Source organism: Neobacillus mesonae, assembly GCF_023715155.1.
GTDB lineage: Bacteria > Bacillota > Bacilli > Bacillales > Cytobacillaceae > Neobacillus > Neobacillus mesonae_A.
In genome coordinates, this window is the sequence record NZ_JAMBNQ010000030.1 from 42,280 (window position 1) to 61,922 (window position 19,643).

A 19,643-nucleotide genomic window follows, 5' to 3' on the forward strand; every position below is an offset into this window, starting at 1 on the left:
AAAGTCATCGGGAAAAAGGAAGGGGGTCTATTGCCAGTGCGGGGGTTAAAAGTAAGGCCAATGGTAAAAAGAAAAGAGTTCAATTGCCAATGTGGGAGTTAAAAGTAAAGCCAAACGGAAAAAGGAACGGGTTCTATTGCCCATGCGGGGGTTAAAGTAAGGCCAAAGGGAAAAGAAGAGGGCTCTATTGCCCAAGCAGGTGTTAAAAGTAAGGCCAAAGGGAAAAAAAAGAGGGCTCTATTGCCCAAGCAGGCTTAGATGAAAGGCCGACGGTAAAAAGAAAAGAATTCTATTTCCCATGCAATGTGCAAAGTATAGTCAATGGAAAAAAGATGGTTTAATTAAAGAAACTCTAACAAATATAATACCAGCAATAAATAAAACTAGAATAAACAGCTCCACAGGGGTAAAATTTCTTATATCACTATTGAAATACGGAAGGGAAATGAGGACTCGATGGTTCTGGATTTTTTCTAAAAAGAAGACATACAAAATAGCTGCTTTCAACACAAAACCCAAATTGCTTTTAAAAATTTAATAATTAAGAGGTTGATGGAAGTGTTAAATAATACTAAAGATTTAACTGTTAAAGAACCGGCTATCTTTAATCACATTGGCAATAAAATTCACACAGATGATAGAGATATTAACATTATTGCTAGATTTGATGAACCGCTTATCGTCATTTTAGGGAATGTTTTGAGTGACGAAGAATGTGATACACTCATCAGGATGTCAAAAGATAGGCTTCAGCGTTCTGAAATCAGGGGGCACGAGGTTCATGAACTTCGAACAAGCAGCAGTATGTTCTTTGAAGATAGTGAAAATGAGACCATTACCAGAATTGAAAAACGAATTTCCCAAATTATGAATATCCCAGTAGAACATGAAGAGGGCATTCAAGTACTTAACTATCAAAAAGGGCAGGAATATAAAGCCCATTTTGATTTCTTTTCGAAAACGAACAACCCAAGAATCAGTACACTTGTTATGTATTTAAGTGATGTTGAAGATGGAGGGGAAACGTATTTCCCAAAACTAAATTTATCTGTTTCACCGCATAAGGGGATGGCTGTGTACTTTGAATATTTTTATAATGATCCCGCTTTAAACAAGTTAACATTGCATGGCAGTGCACCCGTTATAATTGGAGATAAGTGGGCTGCTACACAGTGGATGAGGCGAAAAGCTGAAAGATAAATTAATGCAGTACCATTTATTTGAAGGTGTCTGCCATCAATCGAAAAAATAATGTCACAAATTGTTCACAAAGAAAAGGAAATATGGTATCTTTTTAAATGACATTAGAAAGATCATTGATGAAATGTAACCATTTGCTGCATCTTCATCCTGTTCTTCTAGTATTGAAATGGCGGGTAGGATTGCTAGTATATGTGAATGCTTAGTTATTAGCCCACCATAAAACGGTTTATGCAAATATATGCAGAAACCGCTTTATGGTGGGATTTTTTGCGTTTTTTAAAACTATTAATCCTTGTCCAAACATATTAATCTACATTCAAAATGAAAAATGAATACATAAAAGGGAGGAAAATAAATGGGATTTCATAGCCCAGACCGTATTGCACAGAAAATAGCGGAAGCAGGTGCCAAAAAAGCGGTCATGCCAATTCGACAGACTTTAATTCTTGGTTTCCTTGGCGGAGCATTTATCGCGTTAGGTTTTCTATTAGACGTTCGTGTGATTGCAAATCTGCCAAAGGAATGGGGCAGCTTTAGTTCGCTTATTGGAGGTGCAGTTTTCCCAGTCGGCTTGATGCTTATTGTTATTGCTGGGGGAGAACTGTTGACGGGAAATATGATGGCATTGCCGATGGCTGTATTCACAAAGCGTGCATCAGTCTTACAGCTTGTGAGAAATTGGGTGCTGATTTTAATAAGTAATTTTGCTGGAGCCATCTTTGTTGCCTATTTTTTTGGCCATATTGTTGGTTTAACAGAAATTGGGCCATTTTTTACCAAAACAGTTGCAATCGCACAAGGAAAAATAGGGGATTCATTTATTCAAGCCCTAATTTCTGCGATTGGTTGTAACTGGCTTGTATGTTTAGCTGTTTGGATGGCATTTGGAGCAGAGGATATCGGCGGAAAAATTCTGGCTATTTGGTTCCCAATCATGGGATTTGTCGCCATCGGTTTCCAACACGTTGTTGCTAATATGTTTATTATCCCTGCGGCCATTTTTGCAGGCCAATTGGGATGGGCCGGCTACTTCTCCAACTTTGTACCAGTGTTTATCGGCAATGCGATTGGCGGTGGTGTATTTGTAGCCTTCATGTACTGGATGGTTTATAAAGAAGTGAATGGAAACGATGTCTCTCAGGCTTCTAACAAAATAAAGAAGGCCGTGTAAACTATTTATCTGCTAAAATAAATCAGCGTTATTCTAGTTTCACTTCAAAAAGTGATATATTAATAGTATAAATATTGAAAAAATAAAAACGAATGCATAGATATCAGGTACAAGTGGCTGCTTTGGTATCCTGTTTTCTTACGAATATGCGGCGGAAAGATTGTTAGTAAGTAAAAATGCTAAGTGATTCTCCCCGATAAAATGGTTATAGCCAATGTTGGCAGCATCTGCTTAAAAAGGCTTTTTAGGAGGGCTTTAAATTGCCAGAAAAAGTGAAATTATTTATTAATGGAACAGTACACGAGGTATATAAAGGAACACGGATATTAGATTACCTTCTTTCTCAGGATATTCAGCATCCACATGTGTGTTATTCGGAAATTCTTGGTCCGGTTCAAAGTTGTGATACTTGTATGTGTGAAGTGAATGGAGAGATTATGCGTGCCTGTTCGACAGTGGTTGAAGAGGGGATGAATATTTTAACTTCCTCTGAACTAGCGAAAAAGTCACAGGAAGAAGCAATGGACCGGATTTTGGAAAACCATTTATTATACTGTACCGTTTGTGATAATAATAACGGGAACTGCCGGGTTCATAATACAGCTGAACTCATGGGAATAGAACATCAAACACGACCGTACCGTTCCAAGGGTTACGAAGTAGACATGTCTCATCCATTTTATCGTTATGATCCTGAACAATGTATTTTGTGCGGCCGCTGTGTGGAAACATGCCAGGATTTACAAGTCAATGAATCTTTAACAATTGACTGGGAAAGTCAGCAGCCGCGTGTGTTGTGGGATGGAGGTAAAAGCATTAATGAATCCTCCTGTGTTTCCTGCGGCCAATGTGTCAGTGTTTGTCCTTGTAATGCCTTAATGGAAAAATCCATGCTGGGCAATGCTGGAATAATGACAGGAATAGAAGATGACCTGCTAACACCGATGATTGATCTTGTTAAAGCGGTTGAACCAGATTACCAAACGATTTTTGCCGTTTCTGAAGTGGAAGCAGCAATGCGTGAGACACAAATTAAGAAAACCAAAACGGTTTGTACTTTCTGCGGCGTTGGCTGCTCCTTTGAAGTTTGGACAAAAGACCATGAAATTTTAAAAATTGAACCATCTGAAAACGCACCGGTGAACAGTGTATCAACTTGTGTAAAAGGAAAGTTCGGCTGGGATTTTGTCAATTCTCAAGAACGAATTACCACTCCGCTGATTCGTAAAGGCGATGTATTTGAAGAAGCTACATGGGATGAAGCGCTAGACCTTGTTGCTGAAAAACTAGGCGGCATCAGAGATCAGTACGGGAGCGATGCACTCGGATTTATCGCCTCATCTAAAATTACGAATGAAGAGAATTATTTAATTCAAAAGCTTTCCCGCCAGGTTTTTGGTACAAACAATGTAGACAACTGTTCCCGTTATTGCCAATCACCAGCTTCATGGGGTCTGCAGCAAACAGGAGGTATCGGCGGTGACAGTGGAACCATCAAGGACATTGCAGGTGCTGGCCTTGTCATGCTTGTCGGATGTGCTCCGGGCGAGGGACACCCAGTACTTGCTTCGCGGATTAAGCGTGCCCATAAGCTTCATGGACAAAAACTAATTACCGTGGACGTACGCAAACATGAAATGGCAGAGCGCGCCGATATTTTTGTTCGTCCAAAACAAGGAACTGATTATGTATGGCTGTCTGCAGTTACTAAATACATCATTGACCAAGGATGGCATGATGAAGAATTTATTCAAAAGCATGTGAACCAATATGATGAATTTTTGAAAAAACTTGCTCCATATTCCCTTGAAGAAGCAGAAAAAGTAACCGGAATTACGAAAGAGACCTTAATCCAAATGGCAAAAATGATTCATGAGGCTGACGGAACAGCGATTTGCTGGGGAATGGGTGTAACGCAGAACATTGCCGGATCTCATACCTCTGCTGCCATTGCTAATCTGCTTCTTACCACTGGTAATATGATGCGTAAAAACGCAGGGGCATTCCCGCTGCGCGGACATAACAATGTCCAAGGTGCGAGCGACATGGGTACAATGCCTAATATCTTCCCAGGTTATCAGTCGGTCGCAGATGATGAAATCCGCGCGAAGTTTGAGAAATCCTACGGCGTCACACTGCCTGCTAAGCCGGGTCTGGATAATATACAAATGCTCGAATCGATTGATAATGATGAATTGAAGGGCATGTATATCGTTGGTGAAGATATGGCCTGGGTCGATGCTGATTCCAACCATACCCAAGCCATGCTTGAAAAACTTGATTTTCTTGTGGTCCAGGAGATTTTCTTAACGACAACGGCACAGTTTGCCGATGTTATCTTACCAGGGGTTCCCTCCCTAGAAAAAGCTGGGACTTTTACTAATACGGAACGCCGTGTCCAGCGGCTGTACCAGGCTTTAGAGCCAACGGGAAACAGCAAGCCTGACTGGTGGATTCTTCAGCAGGTGGCAGGCCGGATGGGCTATAACTGGAATTTTGAGGATCCGAGTGAAATTTTTGCGGAGATGGCAGGTTTAACTCCATTCTTCACACATTGTAACTATGGTGTGCTCGAAGGCTGGAATAGTTTCAATTGGGGTTCGCCAGATGGAACTGATACACCTGTTCTATACCTGAATGGCTTTAATTTCCCTGATAAGAAAGCTCGTTTCGGATTGTTTGACTATGTGCCGCCATTTGAATTTCCGAATGAGTTTGACCTGTCGCTTGATAATGGACGGCTGCTTGAGCACTTCCATGAAGGGAACTTGACTCATAAATCGGAAGGCCTTCAATATAAGTTTCCGAAAGTATTTGTCGAAGTTTCACCTGAACTTGCAAAAGAACGGAGTGTGAAGGATGGTACTCTTGTTCGATTGGTATCACCATATGGTGCAGTTCGGCTTCCGGTTCTTGTTACTGACCGCATGGAAGGTAAAAGCGTATATGTCCCAATGCACTCTGCAAGTCATGAAAGTGCGGTGAACCTGCTGACTGGTGGTGCATTTGATGTAGTGACCAATACACCTGCCTATAAACAAACAAAGGTGCGAATGGAAGTGTTAGAGAAAGAGGGGGAAAACCCGCTTCCAAAATTCAATCCGCGTCATGCTAAACGCACACCGCAAATGGGTCTTGAAATCTACCGAAAATGGGAGCGCGGCGACTATGCCCCAATTTCCAGCGTAAATGAACATGTACAGCCCGGCCTGTATGACAGGAGGAATGCATAATGGCTAAGCCGATTCAAATCATAAAAAAAGTAGAACTGACAGAAGAACAAAAAAAGACGCAATCCTTGGAGAGCCTTCTCTCCGAGGTTGCTGAAAATAAAGATTCCCTGCTGGATACGCTCGAGTTGTTACAGGAACTACACAACAGCGGTATTTTAGAAGCACTGAATAGCCTTGTAAAAGCCAAAGAAGAAGTGGCAAAAATTGCTGTTGGCCAAATGACTCGTGAACCAGTCACCAATCTTATCAACAACGCGATGGCCGCAGGGGGAGCTTTAACCACACTAGATCCGGAGATGACCAGTAAATTAATGGGAAGCCTTGCAAAAGGTTTTGAAAAAGCAGAAGAAGGACTTCGGTCGAATTCAAAAGTTGGAATTTTAGACTTGTTAAAGGTGTTGAACGATCCGGATATCAATCGTGCTATCGGTTTTGGTTTAAATCTCCTAAAGGGTGTCGGTGAAGGTTTAAAGGAATAGGATAGAAGGAAATCCATTTGCTGAATGATGGAGCAAGTGGATTTCCTTGGAACTTTCGGAGCAACGATTAAAGGGGAAGTTAATAATGGGAAAAAATTTAGAACATCAATTTAGTGTGCTTGTTCGGGAAATCAGAAAGGAACATGTTGGGAACGGCCCTAAGGAAATTAGCACTCGTTTTGTTGGCAATTGGGCTATTAGTGAAATGATAGGAAACCTGACCAATGTAGAAAAGTTTATGATTACCTCCGACCAAGGAAAACAAATGGTACACGAGGCCCGCACCAAAATGGTAAAGGAAATTTACAAGAGGCTGGATGTGGTAGATAAGTTCGAGGCATTAATGGGGGCAAAGGTGGTGCGGCTTTTTTCCGATATTAATATAGAGGAAGATATTGCAATGACTGTTTTTGTTTTTGACAAACCCTTAGATCGAAAAGACAATTGAAGTGGCAAGGGGGAGAGAAACGTGGATCAGCAAATGCAGGTTACAAACAAAGTGCTGCATTATGAAAATGGAGTCGCCCAAGTGGTAGAGGATGTCATTGTAACAGAATATCCGGTTACGATTGTTCTAAATGACCAGGAATTCGCCACTATTGTTTGCAGCCCGGAACATATCGAGGAACTGGTCATCGGATTTTTAGCGTCGGAGGGAATTATTAGCCGTATTGATGACATAAAAGAAATTCAAGTGATTGAAACAGTGGGGAAAGCCATTGTGACGACACATCGGATGAATAAATTTAATGAACAATTCCATTCAAAGCGCTATGTGACCTCATGCTGCGGCAAAAGCCGTCAAAGTTTCTATTTTTATAATGATGCCAGAACCGTCAAGCCAATTGAAACAAAAAATAGAATACTAACCATTGATGATTGTTTTCGTCTCATGGAAATGATGCAGAAATCTTCAACGATTTTCCAAGAAACTGGCGGCGTTCACAATGCCGCATTATGTGACGAACACGGCATGGTTGTGGCAAGAACAGATATTGGGAGACACAATGCTTTAGATAAAATATATGGTTATTGTCTGAAACATTCCATTTCACTGGAGGATAAGGTGATTGTCTTTAGCGGGCGCATTTCCTCAGAGGTATTATTGAAGGTGGCAAAAATTAAATGCGGCACGGTGCTGTCTAAATCTGCCCCAACAGAATTAGCCTTACGTTTGGCAGAAGAACTAGGTATTACCACTGTGGGATTTATCCGAAATAATGCTTTAAATATCTATACCAATCCAGAACGAATTTTTATACCTGAGACTGATGTGAAATAATCGATACCGCTCTCTTTGTGGGAAGCGGTATTGTTTTTTTAATAGGATAAAAGCAAAAAAATCGGTCAACGGTAAAAAGAAGAGGATCCTATTACCCGGCAGAGATGAAAAAGTGTGTGTGCGGTAAAAAGAGAGGTTTCTATTGCCTTCACAAAGCAGAGGAGGCACCGCGGCAGACGGTAAAAAGAAGTTAATCCTAATGCCCGGTAGAGATGCGAAAAGTGTGTCAACGGTAAAAGATAGGCTAGAAACAGAAAAACGAGCCCTTTAACAGCTCGTTTTCTGAGTCTTACTTTTCTTTTACAGCCAGCCCAATGATCATCACTATGAGTGTGAGTAACTGGATCAATACCTCTGGTTCGATCAGAGTTCTCCTCCAGACCTAAGTGAATTTTCATCCCCCAGCCTCTCCAAGAAAAGTGAAGACTTACGTTCCCCTAATACACCATATTCCTTATAATCAGCAATTATGACTTTTTAGAACGTTTGATGGATTTTATAAAAAAATTCAATAACCTACCCTAGAACATTCAAGTTAAAAAGACTCCGCTAACAAGATATAAAATAAGGGCAATTATTCCGCCAATAGCAGAAATCTTCAATTTGTACCGGGAATAATCGACCAATGGCAGATCGAGAATGGAGGCGGTTGTTATGGTTGTATCTCCCAATGGGGATGATAATGCTCCGAAGGCTCCACTTGCAAATACTGCACCTACTGTTAACGGGATGGATGCCCCAGTTGAAGCCGCGAGGGAAATTCCCAGCGGCATAAACAAACCCCATGTCCCCCAAGAAGAACCAATAAAGTATCCCGTAACAGAACCGAGTAAAAAGATAATGGCTGGAGTTATGAAGGCAGGCAGGAATGAGCCTAATGTTGAACTAATAAAAGTTGAAAAACCAAGATCCTCTGCTGATAAAGTCAGTGACCATATTAGAACAAGCAGACTAATGGCTTCCATCATTTGATTTCCCCCATCATAAAAATGGTACAAGAGTTCATGTAACGGCTGCCGTCTCATGATATAAAAAATAAAGGAGAATACAAGGGTGATGAAAACTGCTAAGAGCATGACAAACGTGGCATCGGCTTTCGAAAAGGCATCAAATATGGTGTCTGCCCCTTTTTCTGTACCATCTTTCCATAAAAGAAGCAAGGATAGTCCCAGGAGCAAAAAAACAGGGAAAATCAAATTCCACGGCTGCGCTTTTACCAGTGTTAATTCTTTTTTAATTCCAACCCGATGGTATTTATTTCCATCATTTTCTAACAGTTCTTGTTCCTTTTTTATGTTGAAATCTTTTGGTTTTTTAGTCCAGAATGTTTGGATAATCCCAATCACCAACATCGCGATGGCAAAAAAATCAAACAGAATACTAAGTAAAAAGATTTGATAGGGTGACATATCTATATGAAGTCCTCTAATGCTTCCTTTTACTAAAGACACCATGAACCCAACAAATGCAGTAGCAACTGGTAATAGAACTATAACCGACTCCGTGGAAATATCCATTGTCAGCCCTACTTTATGTTTGGGCAAGTTCATCTTTTTAGCGAGCGATTTAACAACAGGACCAATCATCATGATACGAAACATCGGCATCATAAAGGTAAAAGGCAGAGTAAGCCAAATAAACCCAAGCAAGCCGCGTTCTGTCCGTATCTTTGTCCCCATCCATTCAGAAAAACCCTTAATCCCGCCAGATATGTTCATCATTCCAACGAGACCGCCAAATAAATAAAGAAACCCGATGATTTTCATATTTGTCTCATCGGATAACGTAGTGACAATATAGGTGACTGTCTGAGACGCACCTTCTACTATATGAGAGGTAACAATGAAAGAACCCACAAGAAGGCCTAAGATTAGACCAGGCAGGATGTTTTTAATCCATATAGACATTAAAATGACAATGACAAAAGGTATCAGAGAAAGCCAGGCATGTTCCAAGATTTCCTCCTCCTGCAGTTTATTTGCAATGATTTCCTTTAATTACCTTTTATTATGTTCAGATTGGCGGATTAAAACCCTAAAAATTGTTGACAAAGTTTTTGATATAATAGGATAAAAAAAACCTGCGGGAGATTTATTTAGAAGATATTTTTGAATGAAGAAAATAGTGCTGGAGGTTTCCCTTAATAGGCATTAAAGCGGGCTGTGATTCATGAGATTGGATGATTGCTTTTGCTGCACCTGTTTCAAAAAATACGATTACTTCATTATAAGAATTGACTCCTTAGAAAGAGCAGGGTACGAATCCTTCTAGAATCAATGTCGTGAAATTCAGCTAAGCTGCTGCATTAGAAATGAAAAAGCGTTTAAAGTCATAAATATACGGGGGGATATTGTTGTGAAAATCAAGATTACAGAATTAAAAAAACATCTTAAGGAATTGGATCAAAAAGAACTAATTGAACTAGTTGTGGAGATGTTCAAGGCGAACAAAGATGTTCAGAGCTTCCTGTCAAGTAAATTTCTTGGTGACGGAGCGATTGAATTTCTTTTTAAGGAAGCCCGGAAAAAAGTAGAGAATGAATTTTTTCCAGAAAGGGGAGACGGTAAACTCAGGCTGGCAGAAGCAAAAAAAGTAATTTTAAATTTTAGGAAAGTAACAAATGATGACAAACGAACGGTAGATCTTAAGCTCTTCTATGTTGAACAGGGCGTCAAATATACTAATTCATTTGGAGACATAAATGAGAACTTCTATATAAGTATGGAAAAAATGTTTCACGAAGTTGCTCTAGAATGTGATCGCAACGAAGCGTTATATCGAGAATTTTCTAATAGATTACATAATGTTGTTGGAGCTGCAGAGGGAACTGGCTGGGGCTTTTATGAAGGTTTAGCAGATTCCTATTATTTAATTGAATGGGTCCATGAAGACGAAGAGTAAAATTTCGTCCTATAAAAATGGGCAAAACAATGCATCGGAAAAATATAGTGAAAGAATATAGTAATTGGTTTGGTGTCAGCACCATGTGATTCAGGATGGTGCCTGACACCTTTAGAATAACTCATTAAAACAACTGCATCTGCTCACTTTTTTTATCGTTATTTTTATCATCTGCTGTTATATAACCCATTGATTTATAACCTTTAAACCGCTTTTCATACATGGTTTTTAGAACTGGAACATGTAAATCCACATAATCAAAAACTTTTACTTCCTGCTTGTTGGAATGAATTCTATGCAGTCTTCCCACATATTGCTGGAGAGTGCCTTTCCAGGAGATTGGCATTGCTAAAAAAAGCGTATCCAGCCGTGGATCATCAAATCCTTCACCGATATATTTTCCCGTTGCAATGACTAGTCGTTCTTCGTTATCAGCTATATTCTCAAGCCGTTGTAACTCTAATGACCGCTCTTTCTTGGTCATATTTCCTGTTAAAACAATGATGTTTTTGGCAAAACCTTTAAATTGGTTTCGAAGATGTTCAAGATGCTCGACTCTTTCCGTTAGGATGATGGGGGATCGCCCTTTGTCTAGTTCATGTAAAACATCATCAAATAGTAATTGATTACGAACGTCATCCGATAAAATGGCATGATAAAGTTCTTGAATATCAGTTGCTTGTGAACGGAAATGTGTAAACCTTGGAATTAAAGTATGCTTAAACGGCCTGATTTTTGCTTGAACTTTGGCATCTGTCTTATAACGAATAGGGCCGCACTGCATAAAGATGATAGGATGCAGGCCATCTTTACGAATGGGCGTAGCAGTAAGACCATATATATTTCTCGCTCGAACCTGCTTTACTACTTTTTCAAAACTAAACGCAGAGATATGGTGGCACTCATCTACAATAATTTGGCCATACTGTGTGATAAAGGATTTAATTCCGCCTTTTGAAATTAAACTTTGTATAGTCGTTACATCAATTTTTCCTGTAATCTTCTTTTTGCCTCCTCCAATTTGACCAATATCATTTGGTGAGATAGTAAGAAAATTGGACAAACTATCGATCCATTGCTGTAAGAGTTGAATTCTGTTAACAATGATTAATGTGTTAGTTTTCCGTTTTGCAATCGATGCGGCGGCAGTAACTGTTTTTCCGAAACCAGTGGAGGCGGAAAGTGTGCCGTTTTCATAATCTAATAGTGCTGTGACAGCTTCTTCCTGTTGAGAGGTTAACTCTCCCTTAAAGTTTACTTCAAATTTTTCTCCAGAAAATGATTGATCTTCTATCTCTAGTTCAATGGAATGTTCTTGCATCAGTTTTTTTAAATCTTCGAAGCAGCCCCGCGGTAAGATTAGATTTTGTGAATTCTCATCAAAGCAGCTTATCACCTTTTGTATTCCATAGGTTGACATTCTTTTAGACTGCGCCTTATAAAATTCAGGATTCTTAAAAGATGCCAGTGCTATCATTTTTGAAAAAATAGGAGATGGAATTCCCTGTTTTGGTATATGCAGGCCGTTTTTAACGATAACTTTTATTTTAGAAGGCGGCGGTAAAGTATTGTCAGGTTTGTCTTTGGAGTCAATTAATTGATTAAACACAGCTAAAATATCCTGTTTGTTTATTTTTTCAATTGAAGAAAGATACAGCCATTGATCCGGGAAGGGATGAAAGTTTTCATCAACAAACACACTATTACCCCCGTTTTTTGATTGGAGCTGCAGCGGCAAAGCGATGAGATTACCGAAACCTCCTTTAGGCATTGTATCTTGGTTGGGAAACATTCTGTCAAAGGAGTCCATGCCTATTTGGCGGCGTTTCTCTAATGCTTTTGTTAGAAGCTGTGTGCCTAGTTTTCTTGCTAATGACGCAGGTATTCTATCGGAAAAGAAGATCCATACATGTGCACCGTTTCCGGACCTTGAACGTTCAATATAAACCGGTAATTTACTATTTTTACATACACTTATAAACGCCTGTACATCATGCTGCCAGTTTTGTTTGTCAAAATCAAAGGCAAGGAAATAACATGTTTCATCGTGAAGGAGTGGGTATAGGCCAACTGTTTTTCTCCCGCTTAAATGTTGAAAGATTACTTGATTTGTGAGCGGTGAGAGTTTCCGATGCTGGCATTCCGAACATTTAATTATGGGTTTTTGACAAATGGGTTTTTCCCATTCAAAATCACATGCAGGGGTATAACCGCTTCGACCATCCTTGGATTCCCAACGCAAAGCAAAGACATCAGTTCTGCCTTTAAATAAGCTATTAAATAGATGAATTTTTTCTTCAGGCAATGATCGATTACTAACAGTCGTCTCTCTTATAGTAATGTTCGCTGATTCATCCCGCTGATGCATCATGTTTGATAGAAGCTGTTTTAAATACATATTTTCTTTTTTTACCCGATCCAACTCTTTTAATAGAAGATGATATTCCACAATAAATCCCTCATAAAATAGTTTTTATACTATCATTTTACCAAAATTGAAGGAAGGTATTCAAAGGATGGAAAATCTTATTTACAGTAATTAGTTAAAGGCCACTAATAATCGGTATAATAATTGTATTAACTGAAAAAGGAGCTTTTAAAAATTGGATTTACAATTAGCAGGAAAAAATGTACTAATCACCGGGGGATCAAAGGGGATTGGAAAAGCTATCACCAAAGTGTTTTTGGAAGAGGGAGCAAATGTTGCTATTTCTGCCCGGGGAATGGAATCCTTAGAAAAGGCAAAAGAAGAACTTGGAGGCAATGTTACCGTTTTTCAAGCGGATGTTACGGTTGCGGATGAACGGATTAAACTGATTCATGCATTTATTGAACAATATGGAAAAATGGACATCTTAATCAATAATGCGGGCGGCAGTAATGGCGGGAAAGCGCTGGAAACCGATATGGATTTGTATTATAAAGCCATGGAGTTAAATTATTTTTCTGCTGTCCATTTAAGCAAGTTGGCTGTAGAATGTATGAAAAAACAAAGGTCTGGTTCAATCATTAATATTACTTCCATTTACGGAAGAGAGAGTGGAGGGAAGGTCACCTATAACAATGCTAAATCAGCCCTTATAAGTTTTACAAAGGCATTGGCAGATGAAGCAATTTCATATGGAATCAGGGTGAATAGTTTAGCGCCTGGGAGCATTTTACACGCGACAGGGAATTGGCAAAGACGACTGGAGGAAAATCCTAAAGGCATAAAAGACTTTGTGAATAAGGAAATACCTGCAGGCCGTTTTGGGAAGCCTGAAGAAATCGCAAATGTCGCAGCATTTCTTGCTTCTGAAAAAGCCTCCTGGATCGTGGGTGCCAGCATCAATGTTGATGGCGGGCAGTCGAAGATGAATTTTTGATATTGAAGCTAGAGAAAGAATTAACAGAAAAAACTAATCCAGGAAAAATCATTAGGGGAGAGATTGATTGGACAGAAAAAAGAGTCATTGCAGAACTTACCAGGGATCTGGCAGTCAAAAGTCGAATTTCCTGATTATGTGCAGGTAGAATTCTGTTATAAGGATAGAACACAAGTACCAGGCGCTCTTTGAAATATGGTAGGTGCCCGGTACTTTTTTATGGTGATATACAGAAGTCCTGGCCGGCAGCAATTTTTTGTGGCCCTTTCTATAATATTTTTCAACATATAATTGAAAAAATAACTTAGAGAAGCTGGCGGTAAACCATTTTATACAGAATCCAGCTGAGTTGAAATATGGGCATAGATCATAGGTTCCGGCATTTGATAATAAACAAATGATTGAATGGATGTTTAATAGTAAATGAAATCCTAATGCATCATTTTAATAGACAAATAAATTGAAAAATAAGACCGTATAGGTAAATACTAGCGGTCTTTTTCCAATAAAAAGGCTATATTACTATTCAGTTTAAAAGTCAAGAAAACATTTTTTAGATTTGAATCAAAAGGATTTAAGAAACAATTTAATACATATATTAAAATATTCAGTTATTACACACGATAAGGAATCTATTAGTGTCATAAAGGAGCTGTTCGAATGCAAAAAGAAAGTGAAAAGATTGGATGGCTGGAAGGAATTATTGAAGCCGTTCATGATGGAATTCTTGTGATAGATCAGGATGGAATCGTTCAATTAATTAATGAAGAATATACAAATATTACAGGCGTAAGAAAAGAGCAAATTATTGGAAAGCCTTTAATTGACGTGCGCCCCGGAGCAGTTTTGCCTTCTGTTTTAAAAACTGGAAAAGTGAAAGAAGGTGTGTTCCGTAAAGAAAAGGAAATGGAATATGTCGTTGATATGGCCCCTATTTATGAAAATTATGACATCATTGGGGCAGTATCCGTTTGCAAAAGCATCCCTGAGGTATATGAATTATCAATGGAATTGAGGAAGAGTAAACAAAGAGTAAGTCAATTGGAGAAAGCGGTTGGCCGAATTCATCAAGCAAGGTATACTTTTTCAGATTTAATCGGAAATACTCCCCTTTTTAAAAAGATGATTCATCAGGCGAAAAAGATTGCTGCTTCGAATCTTAGTATTTTAATTACTGGAGAATCGGGCACAGGAAAAGAGTTATTTGCTCAAGCGATTCATCAGGAAAGTACAAGAAATGACCAGCCCTTCATCCCTGTTAATTGTGCAGCGATCCCCGGCTCCCTCTTAGAAAGTGAATTATTTGGATATGAAGAAGGTGCCTTTACCAGTTCAAAGAGGGAAGGAAAAATAGGATTATTTGAACTTGCTAATAATGGAACCCTTTTTTTGGATGAAATTGGGGATATGACGCTTGAACTCCAAGCAAAGCTTTTACGTGTTCTGCAGGAGGGAACCTTTCGAAAAATTGGCGGATTAAAAGAAAAGCAGATTGATGTTCGGATCATTGCTGCAACTAATAAAGATTTGCAAAGCATGGTCCAAAAAGAGCGTTTCCGGGAGGACCTTTTCTATAGGATTAATACTGTTCAACTTCGGTTACCATCACTTCGGGAACGGAGAGGAGATATACCAGAAATTATTGCTTATTTTTTGCGGAATCAAAAATTTCAAATAGAGGAGGATGTAATCGATATTCTTATGCAATATGATTGGCCGGGGAATATTCGTGAGTTAAAAAATACAATTCATTATGCCATTAACATGACAGACAATGGCACTATTACGTTGGAACATCTTCCGGAAACCATTAAAAATTCTTTTATCCTCCATAAAACAAAGTTCAAGACTCCCCAATCATTAGAAGAAATTATAAAAGAAACAGAGCGAAATGTGATAATGGAAACTCTAAAAGAAACAGGGATATCCGTTAAAGGCAAAAAGGCAGCAGCTAGGAAATTAGGGATTTCCTTAGCCTCTTTATATAATAAAATGGCAAAACTTCATATTAATAAATAGGATTCTAAATATCTAGAAAAAACAGAAGGACTTCTAAAATCTTAGAAACCATTGGATGTAAAGGAATAAACACTATATTTTATAGTATTTGTTCTAGATTATTAGAAATAAAAAATCTTTACTTTTTAACAAAGCCTTATTGGATAAGGCTTATTAAGTTGGCACAGTTTTTGCATTTTTACATGTAAGCGTTTTAATAAATTGAAAAAGGGGGCATTTCATGTTAGCTTTACTTGGTTTTTTGACAATTGCCATCTTCTTGTATCTAATTTTATCAAAGCGGGTTTCTGTCATTGTTGCCTTGATTTTAGTCCCAGTCATCCTTGGTTTATTCTCTAGCAGCAGAGGAAAACTTGGGGAAATGATTTTAGAAGGGGTAACGGGGGTAGCCCCTACAGGAATTATGCTGGCCTTTGCAATTTTATATTTTGGTCTGATGAATAATACAGGTTTATTTGATCCAATTATTTCGAGAGTACTAAAACTAGTAAAAGGTGATCCTTTAAAAATTGTCATCGGTACTGCAATGATAGCGATGGTGACCCATCTTGACGGCTCAGGAGCATCTACATTCTTAATTACAATTCCTGCACTTCTTCCTCTTTATGATCGTTTAGGGATGAGCAGACTTGTTCTTGCCGGAGTCGTTGCCTTAGGGGCAGGAACCATGAATATTGTCCCATGGGGCGGACCAACTGCACGTGCGGCTAGCGCACTTGGAGTAAATACCAATGATTTATTTAATCCGGTTATACCTGCAATGATTGCCGGTCTTATTTGGGTATTGTTTGTCAGCTATATCTTAGGAAGAAGAGAACGGGAGCGCTTAGGTGTTCAAGAGCTCGACTATGATTTTAACCAGGAGCTTAGTGAAGCAGAGCTAAAGTTAAGAAGACCAAGATTGTATTGGTTTAACTTCATATTAACTCTCATTACTCTTGTGGCACTTGTGAAAGTATGGCTTCCACTGCCGATTGTCTTCATGGTTGCCTTTGCCGTAGCCTTAATCGTAAACTACCCAAATACAAAGGAACAGCAAGAGAGAATTACAGGTCAGGCAACTGGCGTTATTACAGTTGTATCAATCATATTTGCTGCAGGCGTTTTTACAGGTGTCCTTTCAGGAACGGGAATGATTGAAGCCATGGCAAAAGCACTTGTCAGCATTATTCCAGATGGCGCCGGATCATTTATGACCTTAATTGTTGCCATCACCAGCATGCCTCTTAGTTTAGTATTTACACCGGATGCTTATTATTTTGGAGTTCTTCCGATTTTAAGTGAAACAGCCAATGCCTATGGGATTGCCCCTGTGGAGATAGGTCGTGCAGCGATATTGGGACAAATGACTACTGGTTTCCCTTTAAGCCCATTAACTGCTTCTACTTTCTTGTTGATCGGATTAGCTGGAGTCGAGCTAGGGGATCATCAGCGATTTATTTTTAAATGGGCATTTGGAACAACCATCGTAATGACGTTAGTCGCAATTTTAACAGGAGCGATTACTTTTTTATAAAAAAACTACTTTAAGGAGTGTTAATTTTGCTGCGAATAGGGTCTGGTACTGGCTTTGCAGGTGATCGAATTGAACCGGCTAAAGCCTTGGTGGAGGAGGCAGATCTTGATTATCTAATTCTAGAAGGATTAGCGGAACGGACCATTGCCCTTTCTCAAAAACAAAAAAGGAAGAATCCTAAACTTGGATATAACGAGTATCTCGAAGAGCGTATACGTAATTTACTTCCTTCATTATTAAAAAATAATGTCCGCCTGATTACGAATATGGGAGCGGCTAATCCCGTCGGTGCAGCGGAAAAAATAGCAGAAATCGCTAAGGACTTGGGTTTGAATTGTAAAGTTGCGGCAGTTACTGGGGATGATGTGCTACAAAACTTAAACCGAAAATCGGAAGCCTTAGAAACAGGAAAAAATCTTCTGGACTATGAACCTATCCTTTCTGCGAATGCTTATCTAGGGATTGACGCACTGCTTCCTGCATTGTCATTAGATGCCAATATTATCGTAACAGGCCGTGTTGCCGATCCATCTCTTTTTCTTGCACCGATTGTCTACCATTACCAATGGAATAAAGAAAATTATAATTTAATGGGGCAGGGAATAGTAATCGGTCACTTACTTGAATGTGCGGGCCAAATTACAGGCGGCTATTTCGCCGACCCTGGACATAAGGAAGTTGAAGGACTTGCTAATCTGGGTTTTCCCTTTGCCATCATTGAGCCAAATGGGAATGCTGTCATAACAAAACTTCCCAATACTGGCGGAATGGTTAGTCTGCAAACAGTAAAAGAACAATTACTATATGAAGTTCATGATCCCGAAAATTATCTTACTCCTGATTGTGTTGCAAACTTCTCAACGGTACAGCTTAAAGAAATCGGTAAAGATCAAATCTTAGTCAGCAGTGCAACTGGAAAAAGAAAACCAGATAGATTGAAAGTTTCAGTGGGCTATCATGCCGGCTATTTAGGAGAAGGAGAAATATCATATGCCGGGTCAACAGCACTGGCAAGGGGAGAATTAGCAACTCAAATTTTAAATGAAAGATTAAAACCAAATCATCCGGAACTTAGAACAGATCTTATTGGGGTATCATCTTTACACCATGGACAATTTGGCAGTCATAGTCCCTATGAAGTCCGTGTTCGTGCAGCCGCGCTTTGCAAGGAGCCAAATGAAGCAAAGCGGATTGGTCATGAAGTTGAAGCCTTATACACAAATGGTCCAGCAGCTGGAGGCGGAGTTAGAAGCAGGGTCGAGGAGGTTATTGGAATTGTCTCAACCCTAATCGACCGTGATGCAATAAAGCTGAATACACATGTATGGGAGTGAAAGTAAAGTGAAACTAATAGACATTGCACACAGTCGAACTGGAGATAAAGGAAATTCATTAAACATTTCATTAATTCCCTACAATGAGGACGATTATGAATGGTTAGGTGAAAAGGTTACTGCTAATAAGGTGAAAGAGCATCTTAAGAATATTGTTAAGGGAAAGGTAACAAGGTATGATCTCCCCAATATTAGGGCCTATAATTTTGTATGTGAAAATAGCTTAATGGGAGGGGTCACCACTTCGCTTGCCATAGATACTCATGGGAAAAGTATTAGTTCGGCTTTGTTAGAGATGGAAATAAAAACTCCATCTAAGTAAAGCAGGGAAAACTGTGCCAGGTAAACCCTTATGTATAAAGGGTTCCTGGCACTATTATTTTGGCTTGAGAAAATCTCCGAGAATTTTAGCCTGGCATTGGGGAAAAGGACCTGTAAATACCCCTAGAAGAAGATGATTGAGAAATACAGATTATATTCAATAGCTATAGAGTTCGGGTTTAACGATGCGAAGAGTTTCATAGACATGGGAATTGGTAAAAATGAAAGGTGGATTTTGCCCGCGGAGAATCCAAAACTTAAATAACAGTAAAAATAAACGTTTGATATTGCCCAAAAAGTCTACAAAACGATGTCAGTGGTAAAAATAAAGGCATGATATTACCCGAGATTCAGTCAAATACCAGCAGGAGGTAAAAATGAAAGGAGAATTTTACCCGCGGAGATTTTTAGAATTGAATATGGGTAAAAATAAACGTAGGATATTGCCCGAAAGGTCCCCAAAACGATGTCAGTGGTAAAAATAAAGGCATGATATTACCCGAGAATCAGTCAAATACCAGCAGGAGGTAAAAATAAAAGGAGAATTTTGCCCGCGGAGATTTTTAGAATTGAATATGGGTAAAAATAAACGTTTGATATTGCCTAAAAGGTCCCCAAAACGTTGTCAATGGTAAAAATAAAGGCATGATATTATCCGAGAATCAGTCAAATACCAACAGGCGGTAAAAATGAAAGGAGCATTCCTGTTAGAAGGATTTTCGGGGACTTGAACAAAAAGGAGCCCTCTTGGTATGATACGGGGTGTCAAATCGTGGCGAGATGACCCCTAACTTAGTTAACCAAGGAGGACTCCAATAA

At 39.1% G+C, this 19,643-nt stretch carries 15 protein-coding genes; 12 read left to right on the plus strand and 3 right to left on the minus strand.

The window, feature by feature from the left end; genetic code table 11:
• Positions 1-552: 552 nt before the first annotated feature.
• From M3183_RS19800 to fdhD, 6 genes are all read left to right on the plus strand, one after another.
• On the plus strand, positions 553-1,200 hold the full coding sequence (locus M3183_RS19800) for a 2OG-Fe(II) oxygenase (RefSeq protein ID WP_396953742.1): 648 nt from the start codon (positions 553-555) through the stop codon (positions 1,198-1,200).
• Between the two features lie 358 nt (positions 1,201-1,558).
• On the plus strand, positions 1,559-2,374 hold the full coding sequence (locus M3183_RS19805; protein ID WP_251472373.1) for a formate/nitrite transporter family protein: 816 nt from the start codon (positions 1,559-1,561) through the stop codon (positions 2,372-2,374).
• A gap of 260 nt (positions 2,375-2,634) precedes the next feature.
• Positions 2,635-5,607, plus strand: coding sequence for a formate dehydrogenase subunit alpha (gene fdhF / locus M3183_RS19810; RefSeq protein WP_285880492.1), 2,973 nt, complete (start codon positions 2,635-2,637; stop codon positions 5,605-5,607).
• Entirely contained in the window at positions 5,607-6,086 is a 480-nt protein-coding gene (locus tag M3183_RS19815) for a helical membrane plugin domain-containing protein (protein WP_251472374.1), read from the plus strand. Before fdhF ends, M3183_RS19815 begins: the two co-directional genes overlap by 1 nt.
• Before the next feature lie 85 nt (positions 6,087-6,171).
• Positions 6,172-6,534: a Na-translocating system protein MpsC family protein gene (locus tag M3183_RS19820; RefSeq protein ID WP_251472376.1), complete on the plus strand. Its 363-nt coding sequence runs from the start codon at positions 6,172-6,174 to the stop codon at positions 6,532-6,534.
• A gap of 33 nt (positions 6,535-6,567) precedes the next feature.
• The gene (gene fdhD, locus M3183_RS19825; RefSeq protein WP_251472393.1) at positions 6,568-7,368 is read left to right on the plus strand and encodes a formate dehydrogenase accessory sulfurtransferase FdhD; all 801 of its coding nucleotides are present in this window, start codon (positions 6,568-6,570) and stop codon (positions 7,366-7,368) included.
• 65 nt (positions 7,369-7,433) lie between these two features.
• Here fdhD and M3183_RS19830 read toward each other — a convergent pair whose 3' ends face one another.
• Positions 7,434-7,766, minus strand: coding sequence for a hypothetical protein (locus tag M3183_RS19830; protein WP_251472378.1), 333 nt, complete (start codon positions 7,764-7,766; stop codon positions 7,434-7,436).
• Positions 7,767-7,898: 132 nt separating this feature from the next.
• A complete protein-coding gene (locus M3183_RS19835) occupies positions 7,899-9,323 on the minus strand; it encodes a Na+/H+ antiporter NhaC family protein (protein ID WP_251472380.1) in 1,425 nt (474 codons plus the stop codon).
• A gap of 400 nt (positions 9,324-9,723) precedes the next feature.
• Between M3183_RS19835 and M3183_RS19840 the strand changes: the two genes are divergently transcribed.
• Positions 9,724-10,269 carry a DUF6155 family protein gene (locus M3183_RS19840; protein WP_251472382.1) on the plus strand — a complete coding sequence of 182 codons (546 nt, stop codon included), beginning with the start codon at positions 9,724-9,726 and terminating at the stop codon, positions 10,267-10,269.
• 124 nt (positions 10,270-10,393) lie between these two features.
• Here the strand turns inward: M3183_RS19840 and M3183_RS19845 are convergent, their stop codons facing one another.
• Positions 10,394-12,718, minus strand: coding sequence for a TOTE conflict system archaeo-eukaryotic primase domain-containing protein (locus tag M3183_RS19845; protein WP_311315388.1), 2,325 nt, complete (start codon positions 12,716-12,718; stop codon positions 10,394-10,396).
• 154 nt (positions 12,719-12,872) lie between these two features.
• Here M3183_RS19845 and M3183_RS19850 point away from each other — a divergent pair, with 154 nt between their 5' ends.
• From M3183_RS19850 to M3183_RS19870, 5 genes are all read left to right on the plus strand, one after another.
• A complete protein-coding gene (locus tag M3183_RS19850) occupies positions 12,873-13,634 on the plus strand; it encodes an SDR family NAD(P)-dependent oxidoreductase (RefSeq protein WP_251472383.1) in 762 nt (253 codons plus the stop codon).
• A 660-nt stretch (positions 13,635-14,294) separates the two neighbouring features.
• Positions 14,295-15,653, plus strand: coding sequence for a sigma-54 interaction domain-containing protein (locus tag M3183_RS19855; protein ID WP_251472384.1), 1,359 nt, complete (start codon positions 14,295-14,297; stop codon positions 15,651-15,653).
• 220 nt (positions 15,654-15,873) lie between these two features.
• Positions 15,874-17,169: a CitMHS family transporter gene (locus M3183_RS19860; protein ID WP_251472385.1), complete on the plus strand. Its 1,296-nt coding sequence runs from the start codon at positions 15,874-15,876 to the stop codon at positions 17,167-17,169.
• A 17-nt stretch (positions 17,170-17,186) separates the two neighbouring features.
• On the plus strand, positions 17,187-18,503 hold the full coding sequence (locus tag M3183_RS19865; protein WP_396953741.1) for an acyclic terpene utilization AtuA family protein: 1,317 nt from the start codon (positions 17,187-17,189) through the stop codon (positions 18,501-18,503).
• Positions 18,490-18,825, plus strand: coding sequence for an AtuA-related protein (locus M3183_RS19870; RefSeq protein ID WP_251472387.1), 336 nt, complete (start codon positions 18,490-18,492; stop codon positions 18,823-18,825). The genes M3183_RS19865 and M3183_RS19870 overlap by 14 nt, the downstream gene beginning before the upstream one ends.
• Positions 18,826-19,643 lie beyond the last annotated feature (818 nt).

Coding starts and splice junctions, on each gene's coding strand:
- M3183_RS19800 (WP_396953742.1), top strand. CDS start 553: ATGGAAGTGTTAAATAATACTAAAGATTTAACTGTTAAAGAACCGGCT.
- M3183_RS19805 (WP_251472373.1), top strand. CDS start 1,559: ATGGGATTTCATAGCCCAGACCGTATTGCACAGAAAATAGCGGAAGCA.
- M3183_RS19815 (WP_251472374.1), top strand. CDS start 5,607: ATGGCTAAGCCGATTCAAATCATAAAAAAAGTAGAACTGACAGAAGAA.
- M3183_RS19820 (WP_251472376.1), top strand. CDS start 6,172: ATGGGAAAAAATTTAGAACATCAATTTAGTGTGCTTGTTCGGGAAATC.
- fdhD (WP_251472393.1), top strand. CDS start 6,568: ATGCAGGTTACAAACAAAGTGCTGCATTATGAAAATGGAGTCGCCCAA.
- M3183_RS19830 (WP_251472378.1), bottom strand. CDS start 7,766: ATGAAAATTCACTTAGGTCTGGAGGAGAACTCTGATCGAACCAGAGGT.
- M3183_RS19855 (WP_251472384.1), top strand. CDS start 14,295: ATGCAAAAAGAAAGTGAAAAGATTGGATGGCTGGAAGGAATTATTGAA.
- M3183_RS19860 (WP_251472385.1), top strand. CDS start 15,874: ATGTTAGCTTTACTTGGTTTTTTGACAATTGCCATCTTCTTGTATCTA.
- M3183_RS19870 (WP_251472387.1), top strand. CDS start 18,490: ATGTATGGGAGTGAAAGTAAAGTGAAACTAATAGACATTGCACACAGT.